Source organism: Microbispora sp. NPDC049633 (genome assembly GCF_040675265.1).
Lineage (GTDB): Bacteria > Actinomycetota > Actinomycetes > Streptosporangiales > Streptosporangiaceae > Microbispora > Microbispora maris.
In genome coordinates, this window is record NZ_JBFAOO010000168.1 from 1 (window position 1) to 16,328 (window position 16,328).

Consider the following 16,328-nt stretch of genomic DNA (forward strand, 5'->3'; position numbering starts at 1 on the left):
CGGCCGAGGCCGAGCCGCCGCAGCAGCGCGTTCGTCGCGGTGTTGTCGCTCACGGAGGCGGTGAGCAGCGCGAGGTCGCCGGCCGTCCAGACGCGGGCCGAAAGGCCGGCCAGCAACCCCGACCCGCCCGCGTAGTCCTCATCGAGCAGCGGCACCGGCTCGTCCGGGTCCACGACGCCCGCCGCCACGTCCTGGGCGAGCGCCGCCAGCAGCAGCACCTTGCCCGTGCTGGCCAGCGGCAGCACCACGTCCTCGTTCACCCCGAGCAGGCCGGGAACGCAGACCGCCAGCGTGCCCGGACAGGCGGCCGCCGCCTCCGCCAGCCGCGCCGCCCCCGGCACGCCGACGGCGTCCTTTCCGCTCACCACGTCATCCCCTTCACAACGCCAGCACCGAACCCGGACGCGCGCCGGTCTCCGCGCCGTCGCGCACCACCACCTGACCACCCGCGACGACCACGTCGATCCCGGCGGGCGGCAGCAGCGGCTCGGTGAACGTCGCCAGGTCGGCCACCGCCGCGGGGTCGAAGACCACCAGGTCGGCGTGCGCGCCGTCGCGGATCACCCCGCGCCCGGTCAGCCCGAAACGGGCCGCGGCCATCCCGGTCATCTTGTGCACCGCCTCCTCCAGCCCGAGCAGCCCCAGCTCCCGGACGTACCGCCCGAGCACCCGGGGGAACGTCCCGGCCCAGCGCGGGTGCGGACGCCCGCCCGGCTTCGGCACGCCGTCGGAACCGATCATCGTGTACGGCGCGGCCAGCACCCGCCGCACGTCCTCCTCGACCATGGAGTGGCTGATGATCGTCACCTCGCCCGCCTCGGCGACCAGCAGGTCGGCGGCCATGTCGAGGGGGTCGGCGCCGGCCGAGGCCGCGAGGTCGGCGATGGTCCTGCCCTCGGCCAGCGGATGGCGGGGGGCGCAGGCGATCGAGATGCGGTCCCAGCCGCCGTTGCCCACGGTGTTCTCCCAGCCGGGCACGCCCTCCGCGATGGCCCGGCGCATCCTGTCCCGCTCGGCGGGGTCGCCGAGCCGCGCCGTGAGCGCCCCCAGCCCGCCGTCGTTGGCCCAGGGCGGCAGCATGGCGGCCAGCGCCGTGCTGCCCGCCGTGTAGGGGTAGACGTCACAGGTGACGTCCATCCCCTCGGCCCGCAGCGCGGCGATGCGCGGCAGGGTGCGCTCGGTGCGTCCCCAGGCGTACCGCCCCGCGGTCTTGTGGTGCGAGACGTGCAGCGCCGCGCCGCTGCGCCGGGAGATCTCGATCGCCTCCTCCAGCGCCTCCTCCACGCGTGACATCTCGTCGCGCAGGTGGGTGACGTACGGCTTGCCGTGCCGGGCGGCCACCGCGGCCAGCGCCACGACCTCGTCGGTCCCGGCGTACGAGCCGGGGGTGTAGATGAGGCCGGTGGACAGCCCGGCCGCGCCCTGCGACAGCGAGGCGTCGAGCAGCGCGCACATCGTGCGCAGCTCGGCGGGCCGGGCGGGCCGGTCGACCGGGCCGAGCACGCCCGCCCTGAGCGTGCCGTGGCCGACCAGCGAGGTCAGGTGGTTGGCCCGGGGCACCCGCGCGTGCGCGGCGGCGAAACCCGCGAAGTCGGCGTACACGCCGACGTCGCCGCCGAAGGTGATCCGCGCCTCGGCGCGCATGGCCGGCAGCCGCTCCGGCAGGGCCGGGAAGAGACCGGACCCGCAGTTGCCGCAGATCTCGGTGGTGACGCCCTGCAGCACCGACGCCCGCACCAGCGCCCTGCCGGAGCCGCCGTCGGAGCCGTCGGAGCCGTCGCCGGACCGGCCGAGCAGCGTGACGCCGTCGGAGTGCGTGTGCACGTCGACGAAGCCGGGGGAGACGACGCGCCCGCGCGCGTCGATCACCTCGGCCGCGCCGCCCGTGCGGAGGGCCTCGCCCGGGGCCAGCACGGTCAGCCGCCCGGCGGCCACGCCGACGTCGGCGGGCCGTCCGGGGCGGCCCGTGCCGTCCACCAGCAGGCCGCCCCGGATGAGCAGGTCGAAGCCGGTCACCGGACCTGCCCGAGGAAGGTGCGCAGCCGCTCGTGGCGGGGCGCGGAGAGCACCTCGCGCGGGTCGCCGCGCTCGACGATGACGCCGTCGTCCATGAACACGAGCTGGTCGCCGACCTCGCGGGCGAAGTTCATCTCGTGGGTGACGACCATCATGGTCATGCCGGTCGCCGCCAGGTCCCGCATGACGGCCAGCACCTCCTGCACCAGCTCGGGGTCGAGCGCGCTGGTCGGCTCGTCGAACAGCATCAGGCTGGGCCGCATGGCGAGGCTGCGGGCGATGGCCACCCGCTGCTGCTGACCGCCGGACAGCTGGGCCGGGTAGTGGTGGGCGCGGTCGGCCAGGCCGACCCGTTCGAGCAGCTCCTCCGCCTGCCGTCTGGCCTGGGCGGCGCGCGTGCCCAGCACGGTGACTGGCCCCTCCATGACGTTCTCGATGGCGGTGCGGTGCGGGAACAGGTGGAAGCGCTGGAACACCATGCCGATGCCGCGCCGCTGCCGGGACAGCTCGGCCGGGCGCAGCGCGTGCAGCCGGCCGCCGCGCTCGGCGTAGCCCATCAGCTCGCCGTTCACCCAGATCCGGCCCGAGTCGATCGTCTCCAGGCGGTTGACGCAGCGCAGCAGGGTCGACTTGCCCGATCCCGACGGGCCGACGATGCACACCACCTCGCCGGCGGGGACGTCGAGGTCGATGCCCTTGAGCACCTCCAGCGCGCCGAACCGCTTGCGGACCGCGCGGACGCGCACCATCGGCTGGTCGAGACCGCTGTGCTCACTGATTCGCCCGCTCCGCTCACTCATGAGGGCTCCTTCTGCAGGGGCCGCAGGTTGCGGCGGACCCGGGAGGACAGCCGCACGTGGCCGCGTTCGAACCGCTTCTCCACGAAGTGCTGGCCGACGCTCGCGATCGTGGTGAGCACGACGTACCAGATCGAGGCGACCACGAGCATCGCGATGACCTCGAAGTTGCCGAGGTAGATGCGCTGCGCCACGGTCAGCAACTCGGCCCCCGCGATCACCGAGACCATCGAGGTGGTCTTCAGCATCGAGATGAACTGGTTGCCGGTCGGCGGGATGATCACCCGCATGGCCTGCGGCAGCACCACGCGGCGCAGCACCTGCCCGTGCGACATGCCGAGCGACTCGGCCGCCTCCCGCTGGCCGGGGTCGACCGAGCGGATGCCCGCGCGGACGATCTCCGCCATGTACGCGCCCTCGTTGATGGCCAGGCCGAGCAGCGCCGCGGTGAACGGGGTGATGACCTCGTTGGCCTGCCATTCGATCAGCTTGGGCCCGCCGAACGGGACGCCGATGGCGAAGGCGGGGAAGACCAGCCCGATGTTGAACCAGAAGATGAGCTGCACCAGCAGCGGCGTGCCGCGGAAGAACCACGTGTAGAGCGCGGACGTGCCGCGCAGCACGGGGTTGTCCGACAGCTGCATGACGGCGGCGAGCACCCCGAGCACCAGGCCGATGGCCATGGACAGCACGGTGAGCTGGATCGTGACCCACAGACCGCCGAGGATCCTGCCGTCGGTCAGGTAGGCGACGATGACGTCCCAGTGCAGGTTCTCGTTGACGATGACCGTGTAGGCCAGCCAGACCAGGAAGAGGAGGGCGGCGGCCGCCCCGAGCCACCGGCCGGGCCGCACGGGACGCACGGCCTCGATCGGCAGCTCGGCGGCGGCCTCCTGCTCGCGGGTCACTTCCACGGCTGGGTGTTGACCAGCACGCCGTCGACGGCGTTGGCCGTCACGCCGTACTCGTCGAGCACGGCCTTGTAGCCGCCGTCGGCCTGGAGCTCCTCCATCGCCTTAGCGACCGCGTCGCGCAGCGCCGTCTTGCGCTTGTCGATGGCGATGCCCCACGGCCCGGCGTCGTACTGCTCGGGCAGCACGTCGTACTTGCCGGTGTCCTTGGCGTACATGACGGCGACGGGGTAGTCCACGATCGTGGCGACCGCGCGCCCGGAGTCGATCGACAGCAGACCGGTGGGCGCGTCCTCGCTCTGCATGATCTTCATCTTCGTGGCGCACTTCTCGTTCTGCTTCTCGCCGATGGCGAGGTTGGAGCTGCCCTTGGCCAGCACCACCGTGCGGCCGCACAGGTCCTCGAGGTTCTTGATGGCGTCGGGGTTGCCCTTCTTCACCATGATGGCGCCGCCGGCGTTGAAGTAGTCGACGAAGTCGACCGCCGCGCGCCGCTCCTCGGTGTCGCTCATCGAGGACATCACGATGTCCCAGCGCCCGCCCTGCAGGCCGGGGATGAGCCCGTCGAAGGCCGCGTTGGTGATCGAGAACTTCAGCCCGAGCTTGGCCGCGATGGCCGCGCCGAGATCGGGGTCGACCCCGGTGAGCTCCTGGGTGCCCTCCTTGTACATCTCCATCGGGGGGTAGCCCTCCGACGTGGCGACCCGCAGCGTGCCCGTCTTGCGCACGTCCTCGGGGACCAGGTCCTTGGCCGTCTTGCCCGTCGTCGCCGCCGCGTTCTCGCCCGCGGCGGTCCCGGACGACGAACGCCCGCAGCCACCGGCGAGCGCCGACACCATCAGCGCGCCAACTATGGCCGCATAAAGGCGCTTTGTCATGGAACCTCCTGGTTTGCGAACGATTGAGCTTATGCTGGCGACGGGAGGTAACGGCTGTAACACTCGTGAAGGCTTGCGGCCCTGAGCATCGAAGATTTCGATGCTCATGAGCGCGCGCCGCCGGAGAGCCGGTTGCAAGTGGGCCACAAGTCGTGATCGTTAGCGTGCGGGCATGAGGAAACGATCTCCTGCTCTGGCCGCCGTGTCCGCCCTCGCCGTGCTGGCCGCCCCCGCCGCCGCCTCGGCCGCGGCGCAGGCGCCGGCCGGGAGTTCGCCGGGTGCCACGACCCTCTCCTTCCGCGGCATGCACCTGACGATCCCGTCCGCGTGGAAGGTCCGCCGTTACGGGGACACGGTCCGGGTGATCACCGGCGCGTGCGCCGACCCCGAGTACTACTACGCCGACTGCAAGGGCTTCTGGCTGGTCGGCCCCAAGACGCTGCGCTACTGGGGCTACACCGGGAAGACCCAGTACATCCCGACGCTCTCCGAGCCGCTGTGCCCCTTCGCGGGCCTCACTCCGGTGGTGTTCGGGAACAAGCCGAGTTCGAGGGGGCTGCGGAAGGCCGGGCGGGGACACACGGCCAGGTACGTCACCTGGCCCGACTACTGCGAACCGCAGGGCAGCTCGGGGCGGAAGGTGACGTTCACACAGCGGGAGTGGTACCTGCCGGCCCAGAGGATCCTGGTGGCGGACCTGTGGGGCCACAAGGGGCTGCCCGGCATCCTGAGGAACGCCACCTGGGGCTGATCGAGCGGCCGTCCGCTCAGCCTCCGGTTCCGTGCGCGGGGCGGGAGGCGGACGCCGCGGGCCGTACGACCGCGACCCGGGCACGCTGGACACCGTGCTTGCCCGCCGGGCGCGCCATGGCGGTCCAGCACACCGCGCCCGCGGCGAGAGCCGCCACCAGCGTGAGCCACCCGAGGGCCCGCCCCGCGCGCAGGCCGTACCCGCAGGCGAGCCAGTACAGCGACAGCAGCACCCTGGCCCGGCCGCGCGCACTGCCCAGCCGCCGCATCTCCATCGCGCCGAACGCGAAGTCGGCCGCCACCCGCGCGTCGTCGACGCCCGGCCGCAGCCGCTCGTACACGGCCGCCAGGCGCGCCGGATCGGGCGCGAGGCCGGGCGCGGGGCCGGGCGCGGGGCCGGGTGCCGGGTCCGCGGCGGGGACGGCGGTGTGCCCATCCGCCTCCGGCGGCCAGCCCCGCCACAGGCGCTCGTCGGCGATGACCCGGCGGCGGCTCCACCACCGTACGGGCGGCCAGCCCAGCCGCAGCCCGAGCCCGCCCGGCGGCGCGGCGAACAGGCACTCCCGCAGGCGCAGGCCCTCGGGACGGCGCAGCCCGCCGAGACCGCACCCGCGCAGGTCGGCGCCGGTAAGCGTGAGCGCGTCCGCGTCGAGGCCGTCGAGCGAGGTCACGCGCAGCCGGCCCGCGCGACGGGTGACGGCGGACGGCCCGGCCAGCGTCGCGTCCCGCAGGTCGACCTCGGCGTCGGACAGCCGCGCGGTGAGCCGGCCGAGAACGGCCGAGCGCAGCACCACCCGGCACCCGCCGGTGTCCCTTCCGGTACCGGTGTCCATGCCGGTGTCCATGCCGGTGTCCATGCCGGTGTCGAGGTGCAACGGCGCGCGGGCCCGTACGCCCGCCAGCGACAGCCGCCGCACGATCCGCATCGGGCCGAGGTAGGCCGCCCCCTCGAAGCGGGCGCCCTGGAAGTCGGCGCCCGCCTCACAGTCCGAGCCGCGGAAGGAGACGGCCCGGTGGAACCGGGCCCCGCGGAAGGCTGCCTCCCCGTGGAAGACGGCCGCGTCGAACGCGGCGAACCCGTGGAACCGCGCGCCCCGGAACGACGCCGTCCCCGCCCTTTCCGGAGGCGCCCCGCCGAACCGTGCCCCACCGAACAGGGCGTCGCCGCGCACCATGACCCGGTCGAACGCCGAGTGGCCGCACACCCGCGCGTCGTGCAGGGACAACTCGCGCAGGAACCTGGCCTCGCGGAAGGAGACGTTGCGCAGGAACCGGGCTCCGTAGAACGAGGCGAGACGCTCGAACGCGGCGTGCTCGAAGGTCGCGTCGCCGGCGAAGACGACCTCGGCGAAGCGGGCCGGGCCGGTGAAGACCGCGCGGTCGAATCTGGCCCGGCCGAGACGGCGCTCCACGCCGTCGAGGACCCGCGTGAGCAGATCCTCCGGCAGGACGGTGCCACGCAGGTCGAGGGACTGACCCGGCGCCAGGCCCCGCAGGATCTCGGCCGACTCGGCCGGCGTGAGGTGCGCCAGGCACCTGCCGTACGGCTCGCAGACGACGCCGAGGCACTCGGGCACGGCGTCGCACGTTCTCCAGACCACGTCGAGCGGAGCGATCCGCGACCGGGGTGTCATGGCAACGTCATACCCGATGTCCCATCTCGGGGCGTTAAAGCGTGATGGATAGGTAACACTGTGTATCGATTGCGATCGTCCCGGGGCTCGTCGGCGGCCGTTTGCCCTGGCGGGCCGGGGGTACCCGACGTGCATGTCTGAGCAGCCGAACTCCACACCGCCACCGCAGACGCAGCAGTACCCCGGCCGGACGGGCGAGATGACGCCCGAGCCCAGGGACGAGATGCGCGACTACACCGGACGCGACCTGCTGGCCGGCAAGCGTGCGCTCGTCACCGGCGGGGACTCCGGCATCGGGCGGGCCGTGGCCGTGGCGTTCGCCAAGGAGGGGGCGGACGTCGCGATCGCGTACCTGACCGAGCACGAGGACGCCGAGCACACCAGGAAGCTGGTGGAGCAGGAGGGGCGCCGCTGTGTGATCATCCCGGGCGACCTCGCCGATCCCCGCCACTGCGAGGAGGTCGTCGAGCGCACGGTCCGCGAGCTCGGCGGGATCGACGTGCTGGTGAACAACGTGGCCAGGCAGACCCCCGTGCAGTCGCTGGAAGAGCTGCCGGACGACCAGTGGGAGCGGACCTTCGCGGTCAACATCCACAGCTACTTCCGCGTCACCAAGGCGGCGCTGCGGCACATGCCCGAGGGCGGCTCGATCGTGAACACCTCGTCGATCAACGGGCTGCGCGGCAACAAGCAGCTGATCGACTACTCCGCGACCAAGGGCGCGATCAACGCGTTCACCTACTCGATGGCCCAGGTGCTGGTCGAACGGGGGATCAGGATCAACGCCGTGGCCCCCGGGCCGGTCTGGACGCCGCTCATCCCGGCCACGTTCCCGGAGGAGAAGGTGGACAAGTTCGGTCAGCAGGTGCCGATGGGCCGGCCGGCCGACCCGGACGAGATCGCTCCCTCGTACGTGTTCTTCGCCGCCAACCGGCTGTCGTCGTACTACACGGGAGAGGTCCTCGCCCCGATCGGCGGCGAGACACTGCCCGGGTGACGGCGCCCGCGCGTGCCGATGGGACGCCCGGGGTCCTCCCCGGGCGTCCCTTCGGGTCCGCTCACCCGTTGTCGTTCAGGCTGTCGTTCAGGCGGCGGCTCTGGTCCTGCAGCTCGTCGATCAGCTTGGAGGCCTCGGCCTTGCTGAGTCCCTCCGGCACGTCCCGCCCGGCCTCCCTGGCCAGCGTGCGCAGGTAGGACTCCTGCGGCGCGGTCATCGGCTCGTCCCCCGTCGCCCACTCCTCGGGGTCCTTCTCCACAGGTCCTCGGTCCATGACTCCTCCATTGTCGAACTGCCGTTCGCTCTACCCGTCGTCGTGGCCCGTAACCCGGCTCACCGCGCCGCGGGATGGCGCAGGTAGCGGGCCCGGGTGAGCTCGGAGTCGCCGGCCTCCGACCGCCGCCGCAGCATCCGCGTGGCCAGCACGGCGCCCGTGGCACAGCCCGCGGCCAGCGCCGCCGCCGCGGCGAACGCCGAGCCGCCCCGGGTGGACGGAGGCTCCGGCCGTACGGCCCGGGCCCGCCAGGCGCGCAGCCACATCGCCTCGGCCGCCGCGTCGAGGAGATAGGCGGGCCGGATGCGGCCCGTGGGCACGTAGACCAGGTCGACGGCGAGCAGCGCCGCCGCCGTGGCCATGCCGAGACGGCGCGCGTGGTCGGCGCCGCCGGGTGCGGACGCGGCGCGGACCTGCGTCCAGCCGATCCCGACGAGCAGCCCGGCGACGGTGCGTTCCAGCCACCGGTCGGTCTTCGCGCCGAACACCTTCTCGAAGCTCGGCAGGTGCAGGAGCGGCCACAGCCCGCCCGCGATGTTGAAGAGCCCGTGGGCGCGGGCCAGAGCCGTCGCGCCCCTGTCGTCCTGGGTCGTCATAGGCCGACGATGCCCGGCCGCAAAACGGACAAACCGCGCTCGGTTCGGCCTGCGGGTCGAGGGTAGGCGCACATCGAGCAGCAGCGGAGGGGATGCCATGCCAGGAAATTTCAAGATTCGGCCACTCGGGGGAGCGTCGGGCTGCCTAATGATGGTCGTCATCTCGATCGTCGCGTCGATCCTGCTCACGATCCTGGTGAATGTCCTGATCCGCTGACACGTTCCGCACCCGCCGGTGCGACGGACCGTAATCGCATTACCCGAAAAGCGCATTCCGGTTGGCATAATTTGAGTATCGGGCGGAGAAATGCGTAGTCGCCCACACAATGCGATTTCGTGCGATGACAGATGAAACAATTCGCCTATATGATCGCCGACCGTGGCTGAAAGCGATCTTTCGAGCCCGTCCCTTGTCGATGATCTGTACTTTGTCCTGCACGACGATGTGACGGGTCATCCGTTGCTTCATCCCCGGCTCACGGGCCTGACGCTGGCCGGCGCGGTCCTCGCCGAGCTGATGCTCGCCGAGCGCGTGGCGTTCGACTTCGCCTCGGATCCCGAGCGCCTCCACGCGACAGTCCGGGAGGCCACCGGGGACCCGCTCACCCGCACGGTGCTCGGTCACGTCATCGCCGAACCGCACCACCCGGTCGGCACGTGGCTGCGCTTCTTCGCCCGGACCATTCACGCCGACGTCACCGCCCGGATGATCGCCGCGAACCTGCTGAAGCCGCCGGTCAGGCACCTGCTGAAGCAGCAGCCCGCGGCCCCGGCGGACATCAACACGGCCGCGTGGCCGCTCGCGCGGCTGAACCTCGCCGTGCGGCGGCGCAATCCGCCGGCGGTCCGGGACTGCGTCCTGCTGGGGCTCCTGGCCGCGGCCGGCTGCGCACAGCGGGTCCTGTCCGAGCACGATCCCCGGTTCGTGTCCGCCGCGACCGCCACGCTCCCCGTAGCCCTGCAGCGACTCATCGCCCAGACCAAGGTCGCCGTCGGCGAGGCTGTCATCAGCCGCCGGTGACCTCCGCCCCCCCTCACACGGAGTTCCAGGTGTCCCTCACAGAGCAACGGCCCAGCGTCGTCAACGCCGCACTGGCCGAGGACCGGCTCGGCGTGCCGTCCATCGTGTTCTTCGTCATCTCCGCGGCGGCGCCGCTGATGGTCGTCGCGGGTTCGGTCCCGACGGCGTACACGGTGACGGGCGTCATCGGCGTCCCGTTCGCGTTCCTGCTGCTGGGCGCCGTCTTCGCGCTCTTCGCCGTCGGATATGTGACCATGGCCAGGCACGTGGTGAACGCGGGCGCCTTTTACGCCTACGCCGCCCAGGGGCTCGGCCGGACCCAGGGGGTCGCGACCGCGTGGGTGGCGCTGCTGGCCTACAACGCGCTGCAGCTCGGCCTCTACGGAATCATCGGGTCGGCCGCCGAGCCGCTGCTCGTCGACTGGTTCGGCGGCTCGCCCCCGTGGTGGGTGATCGCGCTCGTGGCCTGGGCGCTGACCGGCCTGCTCGGGCTGCTGCGGGTGGACGTCAACGGCAAGATCCTGTCCGTCCTGCTGGTCAGTGAGATCGCCATCGTGCTGCTGTTCGACCTCGGCGACGTGACGCACGCGGGCCCGGGCGGTATCAGCTTCGAGGGTTTCAGCCCCGGCGCCCTGTTCGTGCCCGGCGTGGGCGCGGCGCTCGCCACCGTCGTCGCGGGGTTCGCCGGCATCGAGTCGTCGGTGGTCTTCGCCGAGGAGTCCAAGGACCGTCACCGGACCGTGCCGATCGCCACCTACCTGGGCATCGCGATCATCGCCCTGCTGTACTCGTTCTCCGCCTGGGCGCAGACGGTGCCGACCGGGCCGGACGGGATCGTGCAGGCCGCCTCCAAGCAGGGGACCGGTCTCATCTTCAACCAGGCCGCCCTCCACATGGGCACGGCCGTCTCGACGATCGGCTCGGTGCTGTTCGTGACCAGCAGCATCGCCTGCATGATCGCCTTCCACAACACCACGGCCCGCTACATCTTCGCGCTGGGCCGGGAGAACGTCCTTCCCTCGATCTTCGGCCGCACCTCGGCCCGCACCGCCGCTCCGATCGCCGGCTCGCTGCTGCAGACGGTGCTCGGGCTGATCGTGATCACCGTGTACGCGATCTCCGGTCTCGACCCGGTCACCAAGATGTTCTTCATCTTCGGCACCTTCGGCGGTCTCGGGCTGCTGACCCTGCTCACCGTCACCTCGATCTCGGTGATCGTGTTCTTCTCGCGTGACTCGCGGGGGGAGACGACCTGGCGCACCCGCATCGCCCCGGCTCTGGCGATCGTGGCGCTCTGCGTGATCATCGGCCTCACCCTGGTCAACTTCGACACGGTCCTCGGAGTCGAGCCCGACTCGGTCCTCCGCTGGATCCTGCCCGGCATCTTCGTCGTCGCGATCATCCTCGGTCTCGTCTGGGGCCGGGTGCTGAGGTCGATCCGGCCCGAGGTGTACGCCAACATCGGCCTGGGCGCGCAGGCCGTCGGCGGGAGCGTGAAATGACGGTCGAGATCACCCGGATGACGGACGCGGACGCCGCCGGCGGGCTCATCGCCGACACGTTCCACGTCGACGAGATCACCAGGTGGCTCATCCCGCGGGCGGAGGACCGCCTGCCCATGCAGCGGCGGTTCTTCACGATGTGGGCCGGGCACGCGCTGGAGCACGGCGACGTGTACGGCATCCACGAATCGGGTGACCTGGCGGGTGTGGCGGTCTGGTTCACCGCGCCGTTCCCCGAGATCCCCGGCGAGCAGGAGGCCATCGCGTCCTTCGCGGGCGACAACGCCGAACGCTATCGCGTCTTCGGACAGTTGATGGAGAAGCTCCACCCCCATGAGCCGCACCACTACCTGGCGTTCATCGCCCTGGAGCGCGGCAGGACCGGCCGCGGCCTCGGCAGCCTGCTGCTGGAGGAGCACCACCGCAGGCTCGACGCCGAAGGGATCCCGGCCTACCTGGAGGCCAGCAGCGAGGCGAGCCGGCGGCTCTACCTCCGCCACGGCTACACCGACATGCCGGAACCGCTCCGGATTCCCGGCGGCCCGGTCATGTATCCCATGTGGCGCGAGCCCCGCTCGTCCGGCGCCGCCGGATAGCACCTGCCGGTGGGGACGGGCCGGCCGGCCGCTCAGCCGCCGCCCGTCTCCTCGGCGCGGGTGGACACGTACGCCCCCCGCCCCTCGATCGTGTACACGAGGCCCTCGCCGCTGAGCACCTCCACGGCGCGGCGCACGTCCTCGGGGGCGAATCCCCGCTCGCGGACGAGGCGCTCCTCCGGCGGCAGGGGACGGTCGGGTTCGATGCGGCCCCGCACTATCTCCTCGCGGAGCATCGCCGCGAGCCGCCGGTACGCCGGGACCGGCTCCTCGGGATCGTTGGTGTCGGACACGCCCCACCCCTGCCCGGGCGCGGCGGGTCCAACCCCCTCGGCCGCGTTCGGAGGGGTGCCTTGTCAGTACGCCTTTCACCAATGCCTTCCTGCCCGGCTGACCAGCGCTTTCGATGGGTAGTAGGCCAGTTCGCCGATCGGCCGTGCCGGTCGGCCTGACGATGCAGACGGCGAAGGAGTGAGGATCCATGCGTGGTGTGGTGATGCACGGCCCCGGGGACGTCCGGGTCGAGGAGCGCGAGGACCCGCGGATCGTGGCGCCGACCGATGCGATCATCCGTGTGGCGGCCGCGTGTGTGTGCGGATCGGACCTGTGGCCCTACCGCGGTGTCGACAAGGTCCACGACCAGCCGATGGGCCATGAGTACGTCGGAGTGGTCGAACAGACCGGCCCGGAGGTGCGGAACGTCAAGGCCGGCGACTTCGTCGTCGGGTCGTTCTTCGCCTCCGACAACACCTGCGAGATCTGCCGGGCCGGTTACCAGTCCCGCTGCGTCCGCGCCGAGCCGATAGGCGCGATCGGCACCCAGGCCGAGCTGGCCCGGATCCCGCTGGCCGACGGCACCCTGGTCGCCACCCCCGGCACGCCCCACCCCGACCTGATCCCCTCCCTGCTGGCCGCCTCCGACGTGCTGGGCACCGGCTGGTTCGCCGCCGTCGCCGCCGAGGCAGGGCCCGGCAAGACGGTGGCGGTCGTCGGCGACGGCGCCGTCGGCCTCCTGGGCGTCCTGGCGGCCCGCCGGCTGGGCGCCGAACGGATCGTCGTCTTCAGCAGGCACGCCGACCGGCGGAAACTCGCCACCGAGTTCGGCGCCACCGACGTCATCGCCGAACGCGGCGACGACGGCGTCGCCGCGCTCAAGGACCTCACCGGCGGCCTCGGGGCGCACTCCACCGTCGAGGCGGTCGGCAGCCAGGAGTCGATGATGCAGGCCATCCGCGCCACCCGCCCCGGTGGCCACGTCGGCTACGTCGGCGTCGCCCACGACGTCCGGATCCCGGGCGAGGAGCTGTTCTTCTCCGGCGTCCACCTGCACGGCGGTCCCGCCCCCGTCCGCCGCTTCCTGCCCGAGCTCATCCGGCTCATCTGGGACCGCGCGATCGACCCCGGCAAGGTCTTCGACCTCGAGCTGCCCCTCGACCGGGCCGCCGAGGGCTACCGGGCCATGGACGAACGCCGCGCCGTCAAGACGCTGCTCCGGCCCTGACCGGTCACCGCTCCCGCGGCCGTCATCGGGCGGGCTCGGCGTCCCGATCGGCCGCGGCCTCCGGCCGGGGCGAGCGCAGCGCGGGTGCGGCGAGGGCCACGAACAACGCGAGCACGGCGGGCACCAGCAACGCGTAGGGGAGGGTGACCGCCTCGGCCAGGCCGCCGATGAGAACGGGCCCGGTGAGGAAGCCGGTGTAGCCGAGGCTCGCCACGGCGGCGAGCGCACGGCCCGACTGGGCGGGATCGCGGTGCCCGGCGGCCGAGAACACCTGGGGGACGATGCACGACAGGCCCGCGCCGAACAGCCCGAACCCCACCACGCCGGCGACGGGGTGACCGACGAGGATCCCGGCCGCGAGGCCCACCCCGGCCAGCCCTCCGCAGCAGCGGACCAGCGTGACCGGCCCGAGCCGGGCGGCTAGACGGTCCCCGGCGAAGCGGCCCGCCGTCATCGTGATCGAGAACGCGGCGTAGGCGGCCGCGGCGAAGCCGGGGGAGGAGCCCAGGTTGTCGCGCAGGTAGACCGAACCCCAGTCGGCCGAGGCGCCTTCTCCGACAAGGCAGCAGAAGGCGAGGACGCCGAGGAACAGCACGGCGCTGTCGACCCGGCGCCGCCGTGCCCCGCCGGTCGCGGGGGACGCGACCTGCGCCGCTTCTCGCGCCGGGTCGTCGCGGGCGGCCCATCGCGCGCTCAGCAGGGCGATGAGCAGGATCACCGCGCCCATCGCCGCGAAGGTCACTCCCGGGCTCACCCCGGCGTGGGCGAACAGACCGCCTGCCGACGCCCCCGCGAACCCGCCGACGCTGAACACCGCGTGGAAGGACGACATGATCGGTCTGCCGTAGGCCCGCTCGACCACGACGGCGTTGGCGTTCATGGCCACGTCGAGGGTGCCGTGCACCGCGCCGAACGCGAACAGGGACAGCGCGAGTGCCGGCAGGCTCGGCATGTAGGCGGGGATCACCAGGACGAGGCCCTGGACGAGGGCCATCGGCAGCATGGTCCGGTAGCTGCCGTGACGGTCCACCAGCCGGCCGACGACCTGCATGCCGGTGATGGCGCCGGCCGCGATGCCGAGCAGTCCCAGGCTGAGTGCGCCGTCGCTGAGCCGCAGGTCCGCCTTGATGGCGGGGATCCTGCTGGTCCACGTGCCGATGGCCATGCCGGACAGCAGGAACAGTCCGTAGACGGCCACGCGGGCGCGTAGGAGCGCTGAGTGGGTGGGGGCGGACAGGGCAGCGACCATTTCGTGCTCCTCGGGGGCACCGGAGGTTCGGAGTGGAAGGTTCTTCTGTGCAGCCCGCGCGGGCTGAGCCCGGCAGGAAAGGGCCGAGGCGGCGCGGGCCGGCCAAGGCCCGCTGCCGTGTGGGCGGTGTGTCGCGGACGGTGTGTCGCGGACGGTGTGTGCGGGCGGTGTGTCGCGGACGGTGTGTGCGGACGGTGTGTGCGGGCGGTGTGTGCGGACGGCGGGGCGTGCTGTGCGAACGCTCACGCGTGGTGTTCGCGGCGCGGTGCCGTGGACCGGCAGGGCCTGGCGTTCGCGTCGGCGGGGAAGCGAAGTGGTCCTCTGGTGCTCGCGTCCGCCCCGGGCCGGTACGGCGTGGACGCGAGCCTGGGGCGCGAGCGCGCGGGGGAGGAGACGACGCTCAGGTGACCGCGCTGGAATCGGCGGTCGACACGGGGGGTGAGATGGGAGCCGAGGCGGGGACGATCCTCACGGCGACGCCGGCGGCGGTGAGCGCGTCGTGCTGGTCCCGGGGGATGCCCTCGTCGGTGACCACCACGTCGAGCCGGTCGAGCCCGCAGACCGCCCCGAAGGCCGTACGGGTGAACTTGCCCGAGTCGCAGGCGACGACGACGCGGCGCGCCGAGGCGATCGCGGCCTGTTTGATCGCCACCTCGGGCAGGTCGTGCGCGGTCAGGCCGTGCTCGGCCGACAGGCCGCAGCAGCCGATCACCGCGGTGTCGAACCGGAGGGCCCTGATCGAGGTCTCGGTGAGCGGACCGACGAAGTTCAACTCCCCGTGCCGCACCTCCCCGCCGGGCAGGACGAGGCGGACGCGGGGGGCGCCCGTCAGTTCCTGGGCCGCCTGCAGCGCCAGCGGCAGGACGGTCAGGCGGCGCTCCCGCACGGCCCGGGCGACTTCGAGCGCGGTGGTGCCGCCGTCCAGCAGCACGGCCTCGCCGTCGGCCAGCAGAGCGGCGACCTCCGCGCCGATGCGGCGCTTGGCGTCGACCGCCTCCCGTTCACGCACGCCGAAGGGCGGTTCCTCGCCGCGCAGCAGCAGGCTCAGCGCACCACCGCGGACACGCCGGACCACCCCCTGCTGGGCGAGCTCGTCCAGGTCGCGCCGGATGGTCATCTCCGACACGCCGTACGCCAGCGCCAGTTCCGCCACGGAGACGCTGTCGGTCGTGCGCAGCGCGTTCATGATTGCCCGGATCCGATCGGCACTTTCCATGTGTTCATTTGAACACAGCAAATGTGCGAACGCAAATAAAATCTACTTTGTAAAGGTGGCAGACTGGTCAGATGCGCGCGAGCCGGTTGCTGTCCCTGCTGCTCCTGCTGCAAACCCGCGGCAGGATGACCGCCACGGAGATCGCCGAAGAGCTCGAGGTGTCGGTCCGCACCGTCTACCGCGACGTCGAGGCCCTGTCGGCCGCCGGCGTGCCCGTCTACGCCGATCGCGGGCCGCTCGGTGGATACCGGCTGCTCGACGGCTACCGTACGCGCCTCAACGGGCTCACCGTGGAGGAGGCGTCGTCCCTGTTCCTGGCAGGCCTGCCGGGCCCGGCCGCCGAGCTGGGTCTCGCCGACTTCGCCGCGGCGGCGGAGCTGAAGCTGCTGG

The 16,328-nt window shown here is 72.3% G+C and carries 19 protein-coding genes; 8 read left to right on the forward strand and 11 right to left on the reverse strand.

From position 1 onward, the window contains the following. The 5 genes from AB0J39_RS30580 to AB0J39_RS30600 form a co-directional block, all read right to left on the reverse strand. Window positions 1-365: serine hydrolase (locus AB0J39_RS30580; protein WP_363471071.1), on the reverse strand; the 365-nt coding region annotated here is incomplete at its 3' end. Window positions 366-378: 13 nt separating this feature from the next. Beyond that, on the reverse strand, window positions 379-2,016 hold the full coding sequence (locus tag AB0J39_RS30585; RefSeq protein ID WP_363471074.1) for a D-aminoacylase: 1,638 nt from the start codon (window positions 2,014-2,016) through the stop codon (window positions 379-381). Further along, window positions 2,013-2,765: an amino acid ABC transporter ATP-binding protein gene (locus AB0J39_RS30590; RefSeq protein WP_346226840.1), complete on the reverse strand. Its 753-nt coding sequence runs from the start codon at window positions 2,763-2,765 to the stop codon at window positions 2,013-2,015. The genes AB0J39_RS30585 and AB0J39_RS30590 overlap by 4 nt, the downstream gene beginning before the upstream one ends. Before the next feature lie 47 nt (window positions 2,766-2,812). Next, window positions 2,813-3,727, reverse strand: coding sequence for an amino acid ABC transporter permease (locus AB0J39_RS30595; RefSeq protein ID WP_363471077.1), 915 nt, complete (start codon window positions 3,725-3,727; stop codon window positions 2,813-2,815). Further along, complete coding sequence (locus AB0J39_RS30600; protein WP_363471080.1) at window positions 3,718-4,602, reverse strand: ABC transporter substrate-binding protein; 885 nt, start codon at window positions 4,600-4,602, stop codon at window positions 3,718-3,720. Before AB0J39_RS30600 ends, AB0J39_RS30595 begins: the two co-directional genes overlap by 10 nt. Window positions 4,603-4,774: 172 nt before the next feature. On the opposite strand from AB0J39_RS30600, the gene AB0J39_RS30605 reads away from it, so the two are divergent. Further along, on the forward strand, window positions 4,775-5,353 hold the full coding sequence (locus AB0J39_RS30605; RefSeq protein ID WP_363471082.1) for a hypothetical protein: 579 nt from the start codon (window positions 4,775-4,777) through the stop codon (window positions 5,351-5,353). 16 nt (window positions 5,354-5,369) lie between these two features. Here AB0J39_RS30605 and AB0J39_RS30610 read toward each other — a convergent pair whose 3' ends face one another. After that, on the reverse strand, window positions 5,370-6,986 hold the full coding sequence (locus tag AB0J39_RS30610) for a pentapeptide repeat-containing protein (protein WP_363471085.1): 1,617 nt from the start codon (window positions 6,984-6,986) through the stop codon (window positions 5,370-5,372). Window positions 6,987-7,119: 133 nt separating this feature from the next. Between AB0J39_RS30610 and AB0J39_RS30615 the strand changes: the two genes are divergently transcribed. Then, window positions 7,120-7,983: an SDR family oxidoreductase gene (locus AB0J39_RS30615; RefSeq protein ID WP_363471087.1), complete on the forward strand. Its 864-nt coding sequence runs from the start codon at window positions 7,120-7,122 to the stop codon at window positions 7,981-7,983. Window positions 7,984-8,044: 61 nt separating this feature from the next. Here the strand turns inward: AB0J39_RS30615 and AB0J39_RS30620 are convergent, their stop codons facing one another. Together AB0J39_RS30620 and AB0J39_RS30625 are read right to left on the reverse strand one after the other, a co-directional pair. Continuing rightward, window positions 8,045-8,257 (reverse strand): DUF3072 domain-containing protein, encoded by a 213-nt coding sequence (locus AB0J39_RS30620; protein WP_363471090.1) that lies wholly within the window; start codon window positions 8,255-8,257, stop codon window positions 8,045-8,047. A 59-nt stretch (window positions 8,258-8,316) separates the two neighbouring features. After that, window positions 8,317-8,853, reverse strand: a complete 537-nt coding sequence (locus tag AB0J39_RS30625) for a hypothetical protein (RefSeq protein WP_363471093.1) — start codon at window positions 8,851-8,853, stop codon at window positions 8,317-8,319. A gap of 379 nt (window positions 8,854-9,232) precedes the next feature. Here AB0J39_RS30625 and AB0J39_RS30630 point away from each other — a divergent pair, with 379 nt between their 5' ends. Genes AB0J39_RS30630 through AB0J39_RS30640 form a run of 3 tightly spaced genes read left to right on the forward strand, consistent with a single transcriptional unit; the run spans window position 9,233 to window position 11,972 of the window. Further along, the gene (locus AB0J39_RS30630; RefSeq protein ID WP_363471096.1) at window positions 9,233-9,874 is read left to right on the forward strand and encodes a GPP34 family phosphoprotein; all 642 of its coding nucleotides are present in this window, start codon (window positions 9,233-9,235) and stop codon (window positions 9,872-9,874) included. Window positions 9,875-9,903: 29 nt separating this feature from the next. Further along, the gene (locus AB0J39_RS30635) at window positions 9,904-11,376 is read left to right on the forward strand and encodes an APC family permease (RefSeq protein ID WP_363471099.1); all 1,473 of its coding nucleotides are present in this window, start codon (window positions 9,904-9,906) and stop codon (window positions 11,374-11,376) included. After that, entirely contained in the window at window positions 11,373-11,972 is a 600-nt protein-coding gene (locus AB0J39_RS30640) for a GNAT family N-acetyltransferase (RefSeq protein WP_363471101.1), read from the forward strand. Before AB0J39_RS30635 ends, AB0J39_RS30640 begins: the two co-directional genes overlap by 4 nt. Before the next feature lie 32 nt (window positions 11,973-12,004). On the opposite strand, the gene AB0J39_RS30645 is transcribed toward AB0J39_RS30640, so the two are convergent. Continuing rightward, window positions 12,005-12,265: a GntR family transcriptional regulator gene (locus tag AB0J39_RS30645; RefSeq protein ID WP_363471104.1), complete on the reverse strand. Its 261-nt coding sequence runs from the start codon at window positions 12,263-12,265 to the stop codon at window positions 12,005-12,007. A gap of 188 nt (window positions 12,266-12,453) precedes the next feature. On the opposite strand from AB0J39_RS30645, the gene AB0J39_RS30650 reads away from it, so the two are divergent. After that, a complete protein-coding gene (locus tag AB0J39_RS30650) occupies window positions 12,454-13,473 on the forward strand; it encodes a zinc-dependent alcohol dehydrogenase family protein (RefSeq protein WP_363471106.1) in 1,020 nt (339 codons plus the stop codon). Between the two features lie 22 nt (window positions 13,474-13,495). Here AB0J39_RS30650 and AB0J39_RS30655 read toward each other — a convergent pair whose 3' ends face one another. After that, on the reverse strand, window positions 13,496-14,722 hold the full coding sequence (locus AB0J39_RS30655) for an MFS transporter (RefSeq protein WP_363471109.1): 1,227 nt from the start codon (window positions 14,720-14,722) through the stop codon (window positions 13,496-13,498). Window positions 14,723-14,992: 270 nt separating this feature from the next. Between AB0J39_RS30655 and AB0J39_RS30660 the strand changes: the two genes are divergently transcribed. Next, window positions 14,993-15,130 carry a hypothetical protein gene (locus AB0J39_RS30660; protein WP_363471111.1) on the forward strand — a complete coding sequence of 46 codons (138 nt, stop codon included), beginning with the start codon at window positions 14,993-14,995 and terminating at the stop codon, window positions 15,128-15,130. Here the strand turns inward: AB0J39_RS30660 and AB0J39_RS30665 are convergent. Beyond that, the gene (locus AB0J39_RS30665; protein ID WP_363471114.1) at window positions 15,123-15,938 is read right to left on the reverse strand and encodes a DeoR/GlpR family DNA-binding transcription regulator; all 816 of its coding nucleotides are present in this window, start codon (window positions 15,936-15,938) and stop codon (window positions 15,123-15,125) included. The genes AB0J39_RS30660 and AB0J39_RS30665 overlap by 8 nt on opposite strands. Window positions 15,939-16,009: 71 nt before the next feature. Between AB0J39_RS30665 and AB0J39_RS30670 the strand changes: the two genes are divergently transcribed. Continuing rightward, a partial coding sequence (locus AB0J39_RS30670; RefSeq protein ID WP_363471117.1) for an HTH domain-containing protein occupies window positions 16,010-16,328 on the forward strand: 319 nt, incomplete at its 3' end.

What these genes read in the sequence shown, in the direction of transcription:
- AB0J39_RS30605 (WP_363471082.1), top strand. Translation starts at nt 4,775, where the DNA reads ATGAGGAAACGATCTCCTGCTCTGGCCGCCGTGTCCGCCCTCGCCGTG.
- AB0J39_RS30615 (WP_363471087.1), top strand. Translation starts at nt 7,120, where the DNA reads ATGTCTGAGCAGCCGAACTCCACACCGCCACCGCAGACGCAGCAGTAC.
- AB0J39_RS30640 (WP_363471101.1), top strand. Translation starts at nt 11,373, where the DNA reads ATGACGGTCGAGATCACCCGGATGACGGACGCGGACGCCGCCGGCGGG.
- AB0J39_RS30620 (WP_363471090.1), bottom strand. Translation starts at nt 8,257, where the DNA reads ATGGACCGAGGACCTGTGGAGAAGGACCCCGAGGAGTGGGCGACGGGG.
- AB0J39_RS30610 (WP_363471085.1), bottom strand. Translation starts at nt 6,986, where the DNA reads ATGACACCCCGGTCGCGGATCGCTCCGCTCGACGTGGTCTGGAGAACG.
- AB0J39_RS30625 (WP_363471093.1), bottom strand. Translation starts at nt 8,853, where the DNA reads ATGACGACCCAGGACGACAGGGGCGCGACGGCTCTGGCCCGCGCCCAC.
- AB0J39_RS30600 (WP_363471080.1), bottom strand. Translation starts at nt 4,602, where the DNA reads ATGACAAAGCGCCTTTATGCGGCCATAGTTGGCGCGCTGATGGTGTCG.
- AB0J39_RS30665 (WP_363471114.1), bottom strand. Translation starts at nt 15,938, where the DNA reads ATGGAAAGTGCCGATCGGATCCGGGCAATCATGAACGCGCTGCGCACG.
- AB0J39_RS30590 (WP_346226840.1), bottom strand. Translation starts at nt 2,765, where the DNA reads ATGGTGCGCGTCCGCGCGGTCCGCAAGCGGTTCGGCGCGCTGGAGGTG.
- AB0J39_RS30655 (WP_363471109.1), bottom strand. Translation starts at nt 14,722, where the DNA reads ATGGTCGCTGCCCTGTCCGCCCCCACCCACTCAGCGCTCCTACGCGCC.
- AB0J39_RS30650 (WP_363471106.1), top strand. Translation starts at nt 12,454, where the DNA reads ATGCGTGGTGTGGTGATGCACGGCCCCGGGGACGTCCGGGTCGAGGAG.